Below are 16,871 nucleotides of genomic sequence, written 5' to 3' on the forward strand. Positions count from 1 at the left end.
GCACAGCCGACCGTGTCACTTCGGCAGCGCTTGTCTCCACTCTCATTCCCCCCAGATGCCGGAGCCGGTCCGAAAGCCCCCGGGCTCATCCTGCCGCCGCGAGGGATCCGACAGTGCATACTCCGCACAATGGTTGCAACCCTTTGCAACTCTGGCGAGAAGGTACGGGTCCGTACGAGAGTGACGACACACCGTACGGCAGGGCCTGTGCCCTGTCGTCCGGCGTGCACAGCATGGAGGGTGGTGCCGTGTCGGCGCAGCACCACCCTCCGTCGCTGTCCCCCGCCGGACCTATCCGGCTAACGATCGACGGGCCGCGCCCGTTCCACGACCGAGGCCAGATCGAGGCTGTGCGGAAGCGTCCCGAACGCCGCGCCCCAGTCCCCGCCCAGCCGTGACGCGCAGAACGCGTCGGCGACCTCCGGCGGCGCCCAGCGCGCCAGCAGCGAACCCTGCAGCACCAGCGCCATCCGCTCGACCAGCCGGCGGGCCCGTGCCTCGATCCCGTTCAGGTCGGCCAGCTCGGTCAGCATGGCCTTGATCGCCCCGTCCAGCCGGTGATCCGCGCCGCGCGCCCTGCCGACCTCCTGGAGGAACGCGTTCAGCGCCGACGGCTCGCGCTGCAGCGCCCGCAGCACATCCAGCGCCTGTACGTTCCCCGAGCCCTCCCAGATCGAGTTGAGCGGCGCCTCGCGCAGCAGCCGTGGCATCCCGGACTCCTCGACGTAGCCGTTGCCGCCCAGGCACTCCAGCGCCTCGCCCACCATCGGCGCGCACCGCTTCGTCACCCAGTACTTCGCCGTAGGCACCGCGATCCGCAGGAACGCCCGCTCCGCCTCCGTATCGGCGTCGTACGCAGCCGCCAGCCGCAGCGCCAGCACCGTCGCCGCCTCCGACTCCAGCGCCAGATCGGCCAGCACATTGCGCATCAGCGGCTTCTCGATGAGCACCCCGCCGAACGCGCTGCGGTACGTGCAGTGGTGGATCGCCTGCGCCACCGCCTGCCGCATGAGCGCCGCCGAACCGACCACACAGTCCAGCCGGGTCGCCGCCACCATCTCGATGATGGTGCGCACCCCGCGCCCCTCCTCACCGACCCGGCGCGCCCACGTCCCGTCGAACTCGACCTCGCTCGACGCATTGGAACGGTTGCCCAGTTTGTCCTTCAGCCGCTGGATCGCGAACATGTTCCGCGTGCCGTCGGGCAGCACCCGGGGCAGCAGAAAGCACGTCAGGCCGCCGGGCGCCTGCGCCAGCACCAGGAAGCCGTCGGACATCGGGGCCGAACAGAACCACTTGTGCCCGGTGAGCAGATACTCACCCTCCGCGGACAGGGGCTCGGCCCGCGTGGTGTTGGACCGCACGTCCGTGCCGCCCTGCTTCTCCGTCATGCCCATCCCGAAGAGCACCCCGGCCTTCTGCGCGGCGGGCCGCAGCCCCTGCTCGTACACCTTCGAGGTCAGCAGCGGCTCCCACTCGGAGGCCAGCTCCGGATCGGTCCGCAGCGCGGGCACAGCGGCGTGCGTCATCGACAGCGGGCAGCCGTGCCCCGCCTCGGCCTGCGTCCACACCAGGAAGCCGGCCGCCCGACGCACATGACCACCGGGCCCGCCCCAGGCGTCGGTCAGCCCCGCGCCGACCGCATGACCCAGCAGCCGGTGCCAGGACGGATGGAACTCCACCTCGTCGATGCGGTTCCCATAGCGGTCGTGGGAACGCAGCACCGGCGGATTCTCGTTCGCCTGCACCCCCCACGCCTGCGCCTGGGCGGAGCCCGCGGCCCTGCCCAGTTCGCCGAGACCGCCCAGGGCCCCAGCGAGGAGTTCGGGCGGCATGTGACGCCGCACCGCTTCGGAAAGCGCGAGGTCGGCGGCGAAGACGTCGTAGCCGACCAGCGGCGGTACCTGGTTGGACACTGTGTGGGTGGTGGCTGCCATGCCGATACGGTAAGGACGTGCAGGCAGCAAATGAAACACCCGAGCGGCCACCGGGTCGGCTCCACCGGGCCCGAGTCCTCTACCGCAACGTATCCAAGCGGAAGATGGCCTGGCAGTTGCTCAAGGACACCGTCAACTCGTGCATGGAGTACCGCATTCTCGGACTCGCCGCGGAGGCGGCGTTCTTCACTCTGCTGTCCCTGCCGCCGCTGCTCCTCGGCCTGATCGGACTGCTCGGATACGTCGACGAGTGGACCAACACCACCACGGTCGCCTCCATCGAGCGCAACATCCTCAACGCCGCGCAGACGGTGCTCAGCCAGCGGGGCGTCAACGACTTCGCCAAACCGCTCCTCGCGGACGTCACCACCGGCGCGCGGCCCGATGTCATCTCCATCGGCTTCGCGATCGCACTGTGGTCCGGCTCCCGCGCGGTGAACGTCTTCATCGACACGATCACCGTGATGTACGGCCTCGACGGTCAGCGCGGCATCGTCAAGACGCGGCTGCTCTCCTTCGTGCTGTACGTCGTCGCGCTGCTGCTCGGCGCCGTCGTGCTGCCGCTGCTCGTGGTCGGACCCGACCGGGTCGTGGAGCTGATCCCGTGGGGCACCGAGGTCATAAGCGTCCTGTACTGGCCGCTGGTGATCGTGCTGTCGGTGGCCTTCCTGACGACGCTGTACCACGTGTCCGTACCGGTCCGTTCGCCCTGGATCGAGGACGTGCCGGGGGCGCTGGTGGCGCTCGCGATGTGGGTGCTCGGCAGTTTCCTGCTGCGGATCTACCTCACCAGTACGGTCGAGGGGCCCACGATCTACGGCTCGTTGGCGGCCCCGATCGCCGTGCTGCTGTGGATCGGTATCTCCGCGTTCGCGGTGCTGGTGGGCGCCGCGGTGAACGCCGCCATCGACCGGGTGTGGCCCTCGGTGGCGACGGCCGCTGCCCGTGCGGCCAATGACCGGGTACGGGTGGCCCAGGCCGCCGAGTTCGTGGCGAGGAAGCAAGCGGGGAACCAGGGCGGGGAGGGGGACTGGGACGACGGCGATGACGATGACGATGACGATGACGATGATGATGACGACGGCGAGAGTCCCTATATGCCGTCCGAGTTCCCGGAGCGCTGGTCGCGGTTCCTGCCGCCGGACGATGTGAAGTCCCGGCTGCAGCCGAGCCGCGACAAGGACGCGGACAAGCCGAACCCCCCGTCCGACGGCTGAGGGCGGATGACCGAGGGCTGAAGGTGCCTGCAGGCTGATTCCGCCGGCCGCCGGGATTAGCGTGGGGGTATGGGCGACAGGTACGAGGAGTGGGCGTCGCGCTTCGACGGTGCGACCGTGTGGACCTTGAGCGTGCCGCAAGGATCCGTTCATCCGGTGCTGCCCGACGGCTGCATGGACCTGCTCTGGATCGGCGGACGGCTGCTCGTCGCGGGCCCCGACACCCATGCCGAGACGCCCACGGCCGGGACCGGCGGGCAGTGCACCGGCATCCGCTTCGCGCCCGGCACCGCCCCCGCGCTCCTCGGCGTACCGGCGCACGAACTGCGCGACCGCCGGGTCGACCTCGCGGACCTGTGGCCTGGCGCGCTGGTCCGCGTACTCACCGAGCGCCTCGCCGAAGCCCCCGACCCGGCAGCCGCGTTGGAGGCCATCGCCCTGCGGCGGGCGGCCGGGACCGCACCGCCGGACCCGGTGATGCGGTTTGTTGCCGCACGGCTCGGCGACGGCCACTCCGTCGCGGACACCGCCCGTACGGTCGGCCTGGGCGCCCGCCAATTGCACCGACGCTCGCTCAAGGCCTTCGGCTACGGTCCCAAGACGCTCGCCCGGGTCCTGCGGCTGCAGCGCGCGCTCGCCCTCGCCCGCTCCGGAACGCCGTACGCCGAGGCGGCCGTCGAGGCGGGCTGCACCGACCAGGCCCATCTCGCACGGGAGATGCGCGACCTGGCCGGGACCACCCTGACCGCCTACCTCAGGCCCTCGTGACGGCGGGCCGCCGGTCGGACACCCGGACTCAGCCGTTCCCGGCGAACAACGACACCGTGCAGCCGTCCGGATCGAGAACCACCGCGTAACGCTGCCCCCACACCGCGTCCCACGGCTTCAGATGCCCCCGGTACCCGGCGCCGGTCAGCTCCTCGTACACCGCGTCCACCTCCGCCGGGCTCTCGCAGACAAAGGCCAGACCTAGGCGCTCCCCGCCGCTCGGCGCGGCCCATCCGGGGTCGAACGAGCGGATCACGTCCTCGGTGTGCCACAGCAGGCGCTGCCCGCCGGGGAGCGTCACTTCGACATGGGGTGCGGATTCCGCTTCGGCGGGGATGTCGAGACCGAGCCGGCGGTAGAAGGCGAGCGATGCGGCCAGATCCGCGGTGATGATGCCGATCGCGTCCATGCGTGGAGTCATGCTCCGACCGTAGGCGGGACCGCGGCACGGGTCTTGTACGAAACGGACAGGGCCCCGCCCCGCCGTCACGAGGACGCGGCCCCGGCGGCCGTGCAGTCGGCGGGCGATGTCCCCGGGTCCGTCAGCGCGAGACCGAGCTGGGCGCGTTCGGTGACCCAGCGGCTGGGGCGGTGGCGCGGGTCGCCCGTCGTACGGTGCAGGGCCCGGTGCAGCTCCAGCATCCGTTCGGCGCCGACCCGGTCGCCCCAGGCCAGCGGGCCGACGGGGTGGCCGAGCCCGGCCGTGACGGCCAGATCGATATCGGCGGGGGCGGCGAGGGAGCGCTCCGCGATCGAAGCCCCGACCGACACGATCGAGGCGAGCAGCCGCTGAGCGACCGAACCCGCCGTGTCCCGCACCACCGAGACCGCGTACGGCCCAGCGCCGTCCGCGGCCCTGGCCAGCACCGCGCGGGCGTCGCGCGCCGCGGCCGGGTCCGCCGCCGGGGTCACGGCCAGCACCCGGCGGCGACCGGCCGGAGGCAGCGGATCCACCCCGAAGGCGCGCCCGGCGGGCAGCCGGTGCCCGGCGACCGCGGAGGCCACCGTGGTGCCCCAGACCGGTACCAGCACGAGAGCGTCGGCGGACGGCTCCGGGCCGGTCTCGATGACGGCGCCCGCGGCGGTTAGCGCGGCGGTCAGCGCGGCCGCGTCCCCGTCCCGCGCAGCGGCGGCGTGGACGAACACCGGCCGGTCCGCGTCGCCCGCGACCAGCGGTTCCGGGGCCGGGGAGGACGCCTCGGGGCCGTACGCGAACCAGCCGCGTCCGGTCTTGCGGCCGTGCAGCCCGGCGGCCACCCGGTTCGGGGTGAGATAGGAGGGGCGCAGCCGGTCCGCGTACCGGAATCCCTCCCAGATCGAGTCGATCACCGCGGCCGTCACATCCAGACCGGTGAGGTCCATCAGCTCGAACGGGCCCATGCGCAGGCCGAGCACGTCACGCGCGATCCGGTCGATGTCCGCCGGGTCGGCGACCGCCTCCTCCAGCAGCGCGAGGGCCTCGGTCACCAGGCCGCGTCCGGCGTGGTTGACGAGGAAACCCGGGGTGTCGGCGACCGTCACCGCCCGGTGTCCGCAGCCCTCGACGAGCGCGGTCAGGGTCGGCGGGATCTCCGGGCGGGTGGCCGCGCCCGGCACGATCTCGACGATCTTCATCAGCGGCACCGGGTTGAAGAAGTGCAGCCCGGCCAGGCGCGTCGGGTCCTTCAGAGCCGCGGCGATCCGGGTGACCGACAGGGACGAGGTGTTGGTCGCGAAGACGGCCGAGGCGGGCAGCGCCTGCTCCAGCCGGCCGAAGACCTCCGCCTTGGTGCCGAGGTCCTCCCGCACGGCCTCGATGACCAGCTCGACGTCCGGGCCCTGCGCCCACGGGTCGTCCAGCGGAACCAGCCGCTCCAGGGCGGCCGTACAGTCCTCGGCGGACATCCGGCCCTTCTGCACGGCCCGTTCGAGCATGGACCGTACGAAGTCCACGGCGGCCGTCACCGCCTCCGTGCGTACGTCGCACAGCTCGACGGTGTGTCCGGCGGTCGCCGCCCACTGGGCGATGCCGCGGCCCATGGCCCCGGCGCCGACGATCCTGATACGCATGGCGGTTGCGGTCCTCTCGGGATGTGACAGGTGATCCGTCTCAGCGAAGATAGACGCGGTCCGGGTCCACGTCCTCGCGCAGCAGCCGCAGTTCGGCCGCGGTCGGCGGTGGTACGGTCCCGACCGCGTCGGCGACCCCCAGGTCCCAGCCCGTGGCAGCCCGTACCTGTTCGACGGTGACGCCCGGGTGGACGGCGACCAGCCGCAGCTCCTCGCCGACGCCCGCGCGGGCCAGGATGCCCAGTTCGGTGATGACCCGGGTGACACCGGCGCCCAGCGGCCGGATGCCTTCGTCCAGCGCCCGGTCCGGGCCGGGGGTGGTGCAGAAGTCGAGGGTCTCGGCGAACGAGCGCGGATCGTGGCGGCGCATCACGACGAAGACCTCGTGGGCGTTGGCCATCACCTCGATGCCGCCGCCGGAGCCGGGCAGCCGGACCGTCGGGCTGTCCCAGTCGCCGATCACGGAGGTGTTGAGATTGCCGTGGCGGTCGATCTGCGCGGCCCCCAGGAATCCGACGTCGATATGGCCGCCCTGGAGGACGCAGCCGAAGAGCGCGGGCATGGAGAGGACCGCTTCGGCGCCAGTGATCAGGACCGCGTCGGCGATGGTCTCCGGCAGATGCGAGGGGTGCGTGCCGCAGACCCCGGACTCGTACACGACCTCGATGTCCGGAGCGACCGTCAGATGCGCCAGCTCGGTGGCGAGCGTCGGCAGGCCGATCCCGGCGAACACGGTCCGGCGCGCGGCCAGTTCGCGCGAGGCGACGACGGAGAGCAGCTCCGACGAGGTGACGGTGGCCATGCCAGGCTCCCTCTCTCGTTCCGTACTCACAGCCGCCGCCCGTAGTTCACCGGTTCGCTGAGCGCCTCGCCGACGGCCAGCCCCTCCCAGAACTCCTCGCCGAGCCTGTCGACGTACTCGGCGTGGTCGGCCGTGCCGCGCACCCACTCGTCCAGCCACTCCCGCAGCCGCTGCGGATCCTTGCTGATCTGCGACCAGGACCGGTAGAAGGCGTTGTCGCGGTCGTAGTACCCCTGCGCGAACGAGGGGTGCGCGCCGCGCGGGCAGACGACGACGGCGTCGACCGCGTGGGCCGGGACGAGCGTACGGTTCGGGTCCGAGCGGATCACCTCGTCGTCGACGATCTCCTCCACGACGACGACCGCCTTGTCCGCCGCGTACACGGCCTCCGCCTGGATGCCGGTCAGGCCCCATATCTGGGTGTTGCCCCGGCGGTCGGCCCGCTGGGCGTGGATGATCGTCACATCCGGGTTGACGGGCGGCACCACATAGATCTGCTCGGGTTCGCCGTCCGGGCCCGGATAGGGCGAAGTGACCTTCCGCAGATCGCTGTTGACGGACGGCAGATCGCTGCCGCCGTAGCTTCGCAGCGGATGGAACGGCAGCCGCTGGGCACCGGCGAGATAGCGGCAGATCATCCCGTAGTGGCTGTACTCCTCGAAGGCGAGCGGCGCGGGATCGCCGGTCTCGACGCGCCGCCGCAGCTCGCCGAGCGAACCGGCCGAGGAGTTGCCGACGAAGGAGGAGACCAGCCGTGAGACACACCCCGCGGCGATCATCTGGTCGACGACGATGTCGGCGGTCATCCGGACGACGGTCAGGTCGCGGCGGCCCTGGCGGATGATCTCGTGGCCCGCGGCGGTCGGGATGAGATGGGTGAAGCCTTCGAGGCAGACGGTGTCGCCGTCGTGGACGAAGGAGGCGATGGCCTCCCTCATCGACAGTCTCTTGTCCGCCCTGCCGGCCCTGTCCGTCGTGACCACGGTGCTCCTCTGCGTGTGCGTACGCGTGGCCCCACCGTGTCAGTGGCCATTGATTGCTGTCCAATACCAAATTAAGGTCGAATCAAGACTCCTGGTATATCAATCATGAATGAGGCAGGGAGGGGCGGGGAATGGAGCTGCGTCATCTGTCCGCGTTCCTCGCCGTGGCCGAGGAACTGCACTTCGGCCGCGCCGCCAAACGCCTGCAGATGGCCCAGCCACCACTGAGCCAGCAGATCCGGCAGTTGGAGAAGGAGCTGGGGGTCCAGCTCTTCGAACGCAGTACCAGGTCGGTACGGCTGACCAGCGCGGGCGAGTCCTTCCTCCAGCCGGTACGGACCGTGCTCGACGGCCTCGACACGGCGGTACGGGCCGCCAGGGCGGCCGGCCGAGGCGAGTACGGGCGGGTGACCATCGGCTTCGCGGGCGCCTCCAGCCACGAGACACTGCCGCAGCTGACCAGGGCGGTGCGCGCCGCCCATCCCGCCCTGGAACTGGTCATGAAGGGCCAGACATACGCGGACGTCGCCCTGGCAGGAGTGGCGGACGGCTCGCTCGACCTCGGATTCGTCCGGCTGCCCGTGACCCGGCCGGGTGTGCAGTACCGGGTGATCGACGAGGAGGAGCTGATCTGTGCCCTGCCCTTCGACCACCCGCTCGCCAGGCTGGACCGGGTCCCGATCGGGGCGCTCGCCCTGGAACCCTTCGTCTCCTTCCCCGCCAACACCGGCTCCACCGTGCGCGACGCGATGGTGGGGGCCTGCGAGGCCGCCGGGTTCAACCCGCGCGTGGTGCAGGAGGCGCCGGACTCGTACACCATCCTGGCCCTGGTCGCCGCGGGCGTCGGCGTGACGCTCACCGTCACCTCCGTCCAGCACATCCAGCAGAACGGCCTCGTCTACCGGCCCCTGTCCGGACCGCCCATCCGGCTCCAGGCGGCGCTGGCCTGGCGGTCCGACAACCCCTCCGCCGCTCTGCGCGCGGTGCTCGCGGTGGCGGCGAGCGCGCTGCCGACGCCGGTCGGCCATTGAGACGCACCACGTCTTGAACCAGGGCGAACTGGATATTGGACCGACTCAGTAGCCGGATGCAAGGGTCGACACAACACACACCCACTGCTCTCGCCCCACACCTCTTGCCCCCCGCCCCTCGCCACCGAAAGGTCACGCCGTGCCCGACCAGCAGCTCGATGTCGTCATCTGCGAACCGCTGCGCACCCCCATCGGCCGCTTCGGCGGGGTGTTCGCACAGCAGACACCGGCCGCACTCGCCGCACGCGTCATCGCCGAGGTCGTCGCCCGCACCGGCATCGACCCGGCGAAGGTCGACGAAGTGATCCTCGGCCACGCCTACCCGTCCGCGGAGGCCCCCGCCATCGGCCGGGTCGCCGCCCTGGACGCCGGACTGCCCGAGACCGTCACCGGCGCCCAGATCGACCGCCGCTGCGGCTCCGGCCTCCAGGCCGTCCTCGACGCGGCGATGCAGATCAGGGCCGGCTTCAGTGAGGTCGTCATCGCGGGCGGCGTCGACGTGATGAGCGCCGCCCCGTACTTCACGCACGAGGGCCGCTGGGGCATCAAGGGCCCCGGCCTCCAGCTCCACGACGCACTGGCCCGCGGCAGGGTCACCGCGGGCGGCGTCAACCACCCCGTACCGGGCGGCATGATCGAGACCGCCGAGAACCTGCGCCGTGCGTACGGCGTCAGTCGCGCCGACCAGGACGCCCTCGCCCTGCGCTCGCAGCAGCGCGCGGGCCGGGCAGCGACGGAGGGCCGGTACGACGCGGAGACCGTCCCCGTCACCGTACGGACCCGCAAGGGCGAGACGCTTGTCACCGCCGACGAGCACCCCCGCCCCGACACCACCGCCGAACAACTCGCCGCGCTGCGCCCGGTCATGGTGAAGTCGGACCCCGGGGCGACCGTCACCGCGGGCAACGCCAGCGGCCAGAACGACGCGGCCGCCGCCTGCCTGGTGACCAGCGCGGCCACCGCCGAACGGCTCGGCCTGAACCCGCTGGTCCGGCTGGTCTCCTTCGCCCGCGCCGGGGTACCCGCCGCGACGATGGGCATCGGCCCCGTCCCGGCGACCCGGGCCGCCCTCGACCGTGCGGGACTCACCCTCGCCGACCTGGATCTGATCGAGCTCAACGAGGCCTTTGCTGCCCAAGTCCTGGCCTGCACACGTGAGTTGGGCCTCGGAGAAACCGACCACGAGCAGCGCATCAACGTCAACGGCTCCGGCGTCTCCCTCGGCCATCCGGTCGGTGCCACGGGCGCCCGCATCCTCGCCACACTCGCCCGCGAACTGCACCGCCGCGAGGCCCGGTACGGTCTGGAGACCATGTGCATCGGCGGCGGCCAGGGCCTCGCCGCGATCTTCGAACGCATCGTGCCCTGAGTCGCACCGCGGACCTGGGCGTGCTCACCGGACCGGCGGCAGACGGTTCGCGTCACGCATACGCAGCAGGTCCGGTCGGGCAGCATCGGCTGTCCGACCGGACCTGTTCGTCTCCCCGCGGACTGATCCGTGGATCAGACCTGCGAGCGACGGGCTCGGCGCATTACCACCGCGCCACCGAGCAGCAGCGCGGCACTCGCTCCGGAGGCCAGGCCGAGGCCGGCAGCACCGGTGCGGGCCAGCTGGGTGTCGGTGCTCAAGGTCCCGGTGGAGGCCGCCGGGATACTGTCGATCAGGGCGTCATCGACGGCCGACGTGGAGACCGGGGTTGTGACCACGGGGGGTTCGACCACAGGGGGTTCGACCACGGGGGGCTCGATCACGGGCGGTTCGACCACGGGGGGCTCGATCACGGGCGGTTCGACCACGGGGGGTTCGACCACGGGCGGTTCGACCACGGGGGGTTCGACCACGGGCGGTTCGACCACGGGGGGTTCGACCACGGGGGGTTCGACCACGGGGGGTTCGACCACGGGGGGTTCGACCACGGGGGGTTCGACCACCGGAGGCTCGTTGCTAGGCCTGCCCCCATTGGAGCACTCGTTGCCGAACGCAGGGTTCAGCGCGCCGACGATGTCGACACTGTTGCCGCAGGCGTTGACCGGGACGTCCACCGGTGCCTGGACAAGGTTTCCGGACAGCACACCAGGAGAGTCGGTCGCGACGCCTTCGGCGCTCGCCCCCTGGCCGCTGTTGCCGTTGTCGGAGCCGCCCCCGTTGGAGCACTCGTTGCCGAACGCGGGATTCAGCAGACCGACCACATTGACCGTGTTGCCGCACACGTTGACGGGAACGTGCACCGGCACCTGCACGGCGTTGCCCGAGCCGACGCCCGGCGATCCGATGGCGGCGCCATCGGCCGACGCGTCCGCGAAGGCGTACCCGCCCGCTGCGGTCAGAATTCCTGACGCCGCCGCCATGACCAGCACGCTCTTACTCAAGGCTTTTCGCATTGGTTGCCCTTCCTTAGGACATTCCGTGCGAGCGGAACGCTCGCGGTTCATTCATCAGGCGGTGCAACTTATGCCGGGGGCGCCACCCCGGGGGTCTTCCTACGTGAGTCGGCAGCGGTGGTTGCGGAAAGGCTCGAGAGACCACGAAGAGGCGTTCTTCATGTGATAAGTCCTGTTCCTGCTCGGTGAACGCCCAAGCTGCGTGCTTGATGAAACCCATAACGAGGATGAATTGTTGAGGAAACTCGAAATTTCGTGGAAATTTTGTAATCGCTCGAACGGGTTATGCGGGCGTGCTCACCTTGACGTATTTCGCGGCGCGCAGCTGCCCAACTCTGCATCGGAACAAGGAAGTTGGTCCGACTTCGCTTCGTACTGCTGTCCATGAGCCTTGGCATACGGGTGAATGGAGAGAACCAAACGTCCGGTCGCGAGTTGGTCAGGGGGCTCCGGTACGGGGCATCCAGTACGAGAAGGGCTAATCGTGATCAAAAAGGTTCTGGCTACGGGCGCCGTTGCCGCCTCCATCCTCGGCCTGGGCGCGACGCAGGCCATGGCGATCGGCGACGACAACGGTACGACCTCGGTCAACGGCAACGGAGCCTCGCAGTCGTTCGGCAACGCCGAGACCCATGGTGACGGCAGTCCGCAGTTCGGCCTGGTCCAGGGAAGCCTGAACAAGCCGTGCATCGGCCTGCCCGCCAAGGCCAACGTCGGCTCGCTCGTCGGCCTGGTCCCGGTCGCGGTCCAGGACATCAACGTGCTGGCCTCGCCGCAGAACCAGCAGTGCACGGAGAACTCCACCCAGGCCAAGGGTGACGAGCCGCTGTCGCACATCCTGGACGACATCCCGGTGCTCTCCGGCAACGGTGCCGGCAACAGCTGATCCAGCCGCAATGACAGGCCCGGGCCGTCGGCATTCCTCCTCCGCGCGGCCCGGGCCCGATGCCGCCCATCCCTGTACTGGCACATCGGATTGTCCGATGATCGCGCCCGTTGCATCGGGTGATCGACACTGCGTCATTCGGGCGGTTTTTCGGGAATCTTCTTCTCGAAGAGTTTCACCTACGGTCTTAAATCGTTACGAATTGCAGCGTCGGAGTTACGAGTGATTCAGGACCGCGCTCGTGCGGCACGAAAGACGTGGCCGCTCCGGACTCCGTCCAAGAAAGGAAATAAAGTGAAGTACACCAAGGTTGCCGCCATCGCCGCCGGGACTCTGATGGCGATGGGTGCCGCCGCGCCTGCCTTCGCCGACGCCGGTGCCGAGGGTGGCGCCGCCAACTCCCCGGGCCTGCTGTCCGGCAACGTCGTCCAGGTCCCGGTCCACGTTCCGCTCAACCTCTGCGGCAACACCGTGAACGTGATCGCCCTGCTCAACCCCGCCTTCGGCAACTCCTGCGCCAACAGCTGAATCTCTGGTCTGCCGAGCCGAATGCTCAAGACCGGAAGGCCCCGGTACGCATCCGATGCGTACCGGGGCCATCCCCTTTTCCGGTAATCGATCGAGTGGTACCCAAGGGAAAGTGACCCTGTCCAGTTGCCGTGTCGCAACCGCATCGTTACCCAGGGGGAAAGCGGCAGAAGTCACAGCTAAAGAAGGCTTGTGCGGCGCGTGTATGCGACCGAAACAGATGCCGCTGCAGAAGGGAACCCGAAAGTGAAGTACGCGAAGACTGCTGCGTTCGTTGCCGGTTCCGTGGTTGCTCTAGGAACGGCTGCTCCCGCCTTCGCCGTTACCACCGCCACGGCCCCCAATTTCAGCCTCAACGGCGGCGTCAACCAGGTCGTGGACAGCGCTCCACAGGCTGTCGACCCGGTCGTCGACGCGATCGGCGGCGCCGCCGATTCGGTGCAGAAGAACGGCACCGTCACCAAGCTGGCCGGGCAGGCCACCGGGGCGGCCAAGGGTGCGGCTCCGCTGATGGGCGGCCTGCCGATCGGCGGCTGATCCGCCGAGCCGCGGCAGTTCCCCTCATTCGTAGTTTTTCGCATTCCTCCGGTGCCGCGCATTCGACGAACAGCCGGACAGCAAAAGCACCGTTCGAGTGAACCGGCACAACCATCCCCGTCGCCGCGAGTTGATCAGGACGCTCCGGACAGGCGGGCAACAGAAAACCCCAGAAGGGCTATTTAATGATCAAGAGGATTATGGCCTCGGCGGCCGTCGCTGCTTCGGTCGTCGGCGTCTCCGCCGCGATCGCCCCGCAGGCCATGGCCATCGGCAACGACACCGGCACGACGTCGGTCAACGGCAACAATGCCGTCCAGTCCTACGGCAACTCCGCCACCCACGGCGACTGGAGCCCGCAGTTCGCGCTCATCCAGGGCTCGCTCAACAAGCCCTGCATCGCTCTGCCTGCCAAGGCCAACGTCGGTTCGCTCGTCGGCGCCGTTCCGATCTCGGTCCAGGACATCAATGTTCTGGCCTCGCCGCAGAACCAGCAGTGCACGGAGAACTCCACCCAGGCCAAGGGTGACGAGGCCCTGTCGCACATCCTGAGCGACATTCCGGTCCTCTCCGGCAACGGCACCGGCAACAACTAGAACCGTAGGGCTCCGGCCGCTCGTCGCTGATCCCTCGAACCCTTTGTGGGACAGCGCCACGGGCGGCTTCGAGCATGCCTGCCCGCAGTGCGTGAAACACCCCGTGGGGCCGGCACATCCACGCGGCAGCCATTCTTCGGCGGCCCGGATGTGCCGGCCTCGTTTCGTGCGTCCGGAGTGGCGTCGACCCCTCGAAGGGGCGGGCGGACTGGGCCGGTTGCCGTAGTGGCGGCAGGCGAGACCCGCCTCACCGGGTAGGGGCCAGTCATGGACCAGTACGACAGTCAACACCCCTGCGGTCGGCAACGGCAGCCACAGGACGTCACACCCATCTACGACCGGCTGCTCGCCGAATGGCAGGCGGCCCGCGGCGGACCGGAGCCGGCGCCGTCCGCGCAGCCCGAACGCCCCTGCGCGGGACGTCGCGTTCCCGCCGCCCGCACTTCTGACGAGGCCGTCGACGGGTGACGGCGGGAGCGTCGAACTCAGGCCGGATCGAACCCATTTGAGTGGTACTGCGGAACCGACGCTTCCGTAGCAGGTTGATCAGTACGTTCCACAACGGGACGCTCCGAAAGGTGAAGCGTGATGAAGAAGATGATGGCCGGCGCAGCAGTGGCCGTGTCCCTGGTCGGCCTGTCGGCCGCTGCGGCCCCGACGGCCATGGCGATCGGTGACGACCGGGGGACCACGTCGGTCAACGGCAACGACACCGTGAGCGAGTTCGGCAACAGCGTGACCCGGGGTGACGGCAGCCCGCAGGTCCAGCTCGTCCAGGGCACGCTGAACAAGGCCTGCCTCGGCGTGCCGCTCAAGGGCAACGTCGGCTCGCTCGTCGGCGTGCTGGTTCCGGTCGCGGTTCAGGACGTCAACGTGCTGGCCTCGCCGCAGAACCAGCAGTGTGCCGACAACTCCACCCAGGCCAAGGGCGACGAGGCGCTGTCGCACATCGCGGACGACATCCCGGTGCTCTCGGGCAACGGGACCGGCAACAGCTGAGCAGTATCCGGGGCGCGGTCCCAGGGCTCCACGCATGACGATGCCCACCGTTCCACGGGGGGCGGTGGGCATCCGGCGTACGGGGCGGCTCAGCCCAGGCTGCGTACCGGAAGGACGCAGTGGGCGGAGGTCATGATGACCTCCGCGTCTCCCGCGAACGAGCGCAGCAGTTCCTCGCTCACCGGCAGGCCCGGAGCGCCCTGGGGCCACGGGCGGGTGGCGAACATCGCGTGCACCTCGCCCCGCTGCCCGGCCGCGGCCAGCCACTCGGGCGGTACGGGGTACTGCGCGGTGAAGTGAGGCAGCGTCAGGACCGCCTGGCCGGCCTGGACGAGAAGCTTCACCGCAAGCCCCGGGGTCTCGGCGGCGTACACAGGGCCGGAGCCGACCGGCAGGCCGCTGCGGCTCAGGGCCACGCGCATGGCGGCCTCACCGGCGGCCGGGCCGTCGATCCCGTCGCCCAGTGAGTACACGAGAAGGAAGGCGACGTCGTGGCTGCCGTCAGGGTGTTCGCCGCTCCACCCGATCAGCGTCATCGTGCCCAACTGGGCCTGCGTGAACGTGCCGGTGGCGGTCTGGGGTGAGGTCATGCTCGGCACGATAACGGCCCGGGACCGGTCGTTGTGCATGCGTATCACCTGATCGAGGGAGATCGGTGGACATCTCCGATTGATGCGGTCGCGAGGCCTACTGCCGGCGCTCTAAATGTGTTGACGTCACCCGATGGGCGCGGGCTATCGTGTGCAGCGTTCCGGACGGCGGACGAGATCAAGAACCGCCGGTGTCGGCCCCGTGCTCGAACCAGGAGGTGAGGACATTGATGACTGTCGCTGCGGTGGGCGCTGCCCACAACCAGAAGAGCATCGTTCCCACCCCCGTGGTCGCCGGCTGACCTCTCCGAATCTCTGCGCGTCTGTGCGCGCCGCCGGGGCCACCCTGTGAAGGGTTTCCCTTGTCTTTCCCGTCTTCTCCTTCCTCTTCCTCCTCCGCTTCCTCTCTTCAGGGTTCCTCCGCGTCGCACCCGCTGTCCCCGTACGGCTGGGACGACGACTGGGCCGTCGCATTCGCTCCGTACGCCGAACAGGGCCTGCTGCCCGGACGCGTGGTGCGGGTGGACCGCGGGCAGTGCGATGTCGTCACCCCGCACGGCATGCTCCGGGCCGACACCGCCTTCGTGGTACCGCGCGATCCGATGCGCATCGTCTGCACGGGCGACTGGGTCGCCGTCGACCCCGACGGAGATCCGCAGTTCGTACGGACACTGCTGCCGCGACGCACCGCTTTCGTGCGCTCGACATCGTCGCAGCGCTCCGAAGGACAGGTGCTCGCCACCAACGTCGACCACATCGTCATCTGTGTCTCGCTCGCCGTGGAGCTCGACCTCGGGCGGGTGGAGCGCTTCCTCGCGCTCGCCATGTCCAGCTCCAGCGGTGACGCGCTGCTGAGGGACGGTGCGTCCGCCACGGACGGCACCGCCCAGCCGATCGTGGTGCTGACCAAGGCCGATCTGGTGCCGGACGCCGACACGCTGTCGTATTTCGTCCAGGACATCGAAGCCGTCGCGCCCGGTGTACAGGTGCTGCCCGTCAGCTCCGCCACCGGGGAGGGGCTCGATGTCTTCGGCGCCATCGTCGCGAGCGGCACGAGTGTGCTGCTCGGAGTGTCCGGCGCGGGAAAGTCGACCCTTGCCAACACGCTGCTCGGCGACGACGTGATGGCCGTACAGGCCGCCCGTGACGTCGACGGCAAGGGCCGGCACACCACCACGACCCGCAATCTGCTGGTCCTGCCCTCCGGGGGCGTGCTGATCGACACCCCCGGGCTGCGCGGGGTCGGCCTCTGGGACGCGGAGACTGGTGTCGGCCAGGTCTTCTCCGAGATCGAGGAGCTGGCCGCGCAGTGCCGGTTCCACGACTGCGCCCATGTGTCCGAGCCCGGCTGCGCGGTGCTCGCCGCGATCGAGGACGGCTCGCTGCCCGAGCGGCGCCTGGACAGCTTCCGCAAGCTGCTCCGCGAGAACCAGCGCATCGTCTCGAAGACCGATGCCCGGGTGCGCTCCGAAATGCTCCGCGACTGGAAGCGCAAGGGCGCCGAGGGCCGGGCCGCCATGAAAGCGAAGCAGGGCAGGCTCCGGTAGCGGCAGCGACCCGGCCGAC

The 16,871-nt window shown here is 69.9% G+C and carries 17 protein-coding genes and 1 pseudogene; 11 read left to right on the plus strand and 7 right to left on the minus strand.

Annotation, left to right across the window (positions count from 1 at the left end; all coding sequences use genetic code 11):
• Nucleotides 1-299: 299 nt before the first annotated feature.
• Nucleotides 300-1,937 carry an acyl-CoA dehydrogenase family protein gene (locus tag OG507_RS33580; RefSeq protein WP_327370862.1) on the minus strand — a complete coding sequence of 546 codons (1,638 nt, stop codon included), beginning with the start codon at nt 1,935-1,937 and terminating at the stop codon, nt 300-302.
• Nucleotides 1,938-1,954: 17 nt separating this feature from the next.
• On the opposite strand from OG507_RS33580, the gene OG507_RS33585 reads away from it, so the two are divergent.
• Nucleotides 1,955-3,154, plus strand: a complete 1,200-nt coding sequence (locus OG507_RS33585) for a YihY/virulence factor BrkB family protein (protein ID WP_442811060.1) — start codon at nt 1,955-1,957, stop codon at nt 3,152-3,154.
• 69 nt (nt 3,155-3,223) lie between these two features.
• A pseudogene (locus OG507_RS33590) lies at nt 3,224-4,011 on the plus strand (DUF6597 domain-containing transcriptional factor).
• Here the strand turns inward: OG507_RS33590 and OG507_RS33595 are convergent.
• From OG507_RS33595 to OG507_RS33610, 4 genes are all read right to left on the minus strand, one after another.
• Nucleotides 3,951-4,343: a VOC family protein gene (locus tag OG507_RS33595; RefSeq protein ID WP_327370864.1), complete on the minus strand. Its 393-nt coding sequence runs from the start codon at nt 4,341-4,343 to the stop codon at nt 3,951-3,953. The pseudogene OG507_RS33590 and the gene OG507_RS33595 overlap by 61 nt on opposite strands.
• Nucleotides 4,344-4,408: 65 nt before the next feature.
• The gene (locus OG507_RS33600; RefSeq protein WP_327370865.1) at nt 4,409-5,971 is read right to left on the minus strand and encodes a 3-hydroxyacyl-CoA dehydrogenase; all 1,563 of its coding nucleotides are present in this window, start codon (nt 5,969-5,971) and stop codon (nt 4,409-4,411) included.
• A gap of 40 nt (nt 5,972-6,011) precedes the next feature.
• Nucleotides 6,012-6,773, minus strand: a complete 762-nt coding sequence (locus OG507_RS33605; RefSeq protein WP_327370866.1) for a CoA-transferase subunit beta — start codon at nt 6,771-6,773, stop codon at nt 6,012-6,014.
• A 26-nt stretch (nt 6,774-6,799) separates the two neighbouring features.
• Nucleotides 6,800-7,711: a CoA transferase subunit A gene (locus OG507_RS33610; protein WP_327372189.1), complete on the minus strand. Its 912-nt coding sequence runs from the start codon at nt 7,709-7,711 to the stop codon at nt 6,800-6,802.
• Nucleotides 7,712-7,887: 176 nt separating this feature from the next.
• On the opposite strand from OG507_RS33610, the gene OG507_RS33615 reads away from it, so the two are divergent.
• Together OG507_RS33615 and OG507_RS33620 are read left to right on the plus strand one after the other, a co-directional pair.
• Nucleotides 7,888-8,787 carry a LysR family transcriptional regulator gene (locus tag OG507_RS33615; RefSeq protein ID WP_327370867.1) on the plus strand — a complete coding sequence of 300 codons (900 nt, stop codon included), beginning with the start codon at nt 7,888-7,890 and terminating at the stop codon, nt 8,785-8,787.
• A 139-nt stretch (nt 8,788-8,926) separates the two neighbouring features.
• On the plus strand, nt 8,927-10,156 hold the full coding sequence (locus OG507_RS33620; protein ID WP_327370868.1) for an acetyl-CoA C-acetyltransferase: 1,230 nt from the start codon (nt 8,927-8,929) through the stop codon (nt 10,154-10,156).
• A 134-nt stretch (nt 10,157-10,290) separates the two neighbouring features.
• On the opposite strand, the gene OG507_RS33625 is transcribed toward OG507_RS33620, so the two are convergent.
• Nucleotides 10,291-11,169 carry a chaplin gene (locus OG507_RS33625; protein ID WP_327370869.1) on the minus strand — a complete coding sequence of 293 codons (879 nt, stop codon included), beginning with the start codon at nt 11,167-11,169 and terminating at the stop codon, nt 10,291-10,293.
• A gap of 484 nt (nt 11,170-11,653) precedes the next feature.
• On the opposite strand from OG507_RS33625, the gene OG507_RS33630 reads away from it, so the two are divergent.
• From OG507_RS33630 to OG507_RS33655, 6 genes are all read left to right on the plus strand, one after another.
• Nucleotides 11,654-12,055, plus strand: a complete 402-nt coding sequence (locus OG507_RS33630) for a rodlin (protein WP_327370870.1) — start codon at nt 11,654-11,656, stop codon at nt 12,053-12,055.
• Between the two features lie 294 nt (nt 12,056-12,349).
• Nucleotides 12,350-12,583: a chaplin gene (locus OG507_RS33635; protein ID WP_327370871.1), complete on the plus strand. Its 234-nt coding sequence runs from the start codon at nt 12,350-12,352 to the stop codon at nt 12,581-12,583.
• A 246-nt stretch (nt 12,584-12,829) separates the two neighbouring features.
• The gene (locus tag OG507_RS33640) at nt 12,830-13,120 is read left to right on the plus strand and encodes a hypothetical protein (protein WP_327372190.1); all 291 of its coding nucleotides are present in this window, start codon (nt 12,830-12,832) and stop codon (nt 13,118-13,120) included.
• A gap of 185 nt (nt 13,121-13,305) precedes the next feature.
• The gene (locus OG507_RS33645; RefSeq protein WP_327370872.1) at nt 13,306-13,716 is read left to right on the plus strand and encodes a rodlin; all 411 of its coding nucleotides are present in this window, start codon (nt 13,306-13,308) and stop codon (nt 13,714-13,716) included.
• Between the two features lie 267 nt (nt 13,717-13,983).
• Nucleotides 13,984-14,184, plus strand: coding sequence for a hypothetical protein (locus tag OG507_RS33650; RefSeq protein ID WP_327370873.1), 201 nt, complete (start codon nt 13,984-13,986; stop codon nt 14,182-14,184).
• A gap of 120 nt (nt 14,185-14,304) precedes the next feature.
• Nucleotides 14,305-14,715 carry a rodlin gene (locus tag OG507_RS33655; protein WP_327370874.1) on the plus strand — a complete coding sequence of 137 codons (411 nt, stop codon included), beginning with the start codon at nt 14,305-14,307 and terminating at the stop codon, nt 14,713-14,715.
• Nucleotides 14,716-14,804: 89 nt separating this feature from the next.
• On the opposite strand, the gene OG507_RS33660 is transcribed toward OG507_RS33655, so the two are convergent.
• On the minus strand, nt 14,805-15,305 hold the full coding sequence (locus tag OG507_RS33660; protein WP_327370875.1) for a DUF5949 family protein: 501 nt from the start codon (nt 15,303-15,305) through the stop codon (nt 14,805-14,807).
• Nucleotides 15,306-15,667: 362 nt separating this feature from the next.
• Between OG507_RS33660 and rsgA the strand changes: the two genes are divergently transcribed.
• On the plus strand, nt 15,668-16,852 hold the full coding sequence (rsgA, locus tag OG507_RS33665; RefSeq protein ID WP_327370876.1) for a ribosome small subunit-dependent GTPase A: 1,185 nt from the start codon (nt 15,668-15,670) through the stop codon (nt 16,850-16,852).
• The last annotated feature ends 19 nt before the right edge of the window (nt 16,853-16,871 follow it).

Source organism: Streptomyces sp. NBC_01217, from assembly GCF_035994185.1.
Taxonomy (GTDB): Bacteria; Actinomycetota; Actinomycetes; order Streptomycetales; family Streptomycetaceae; genus Streptomyces.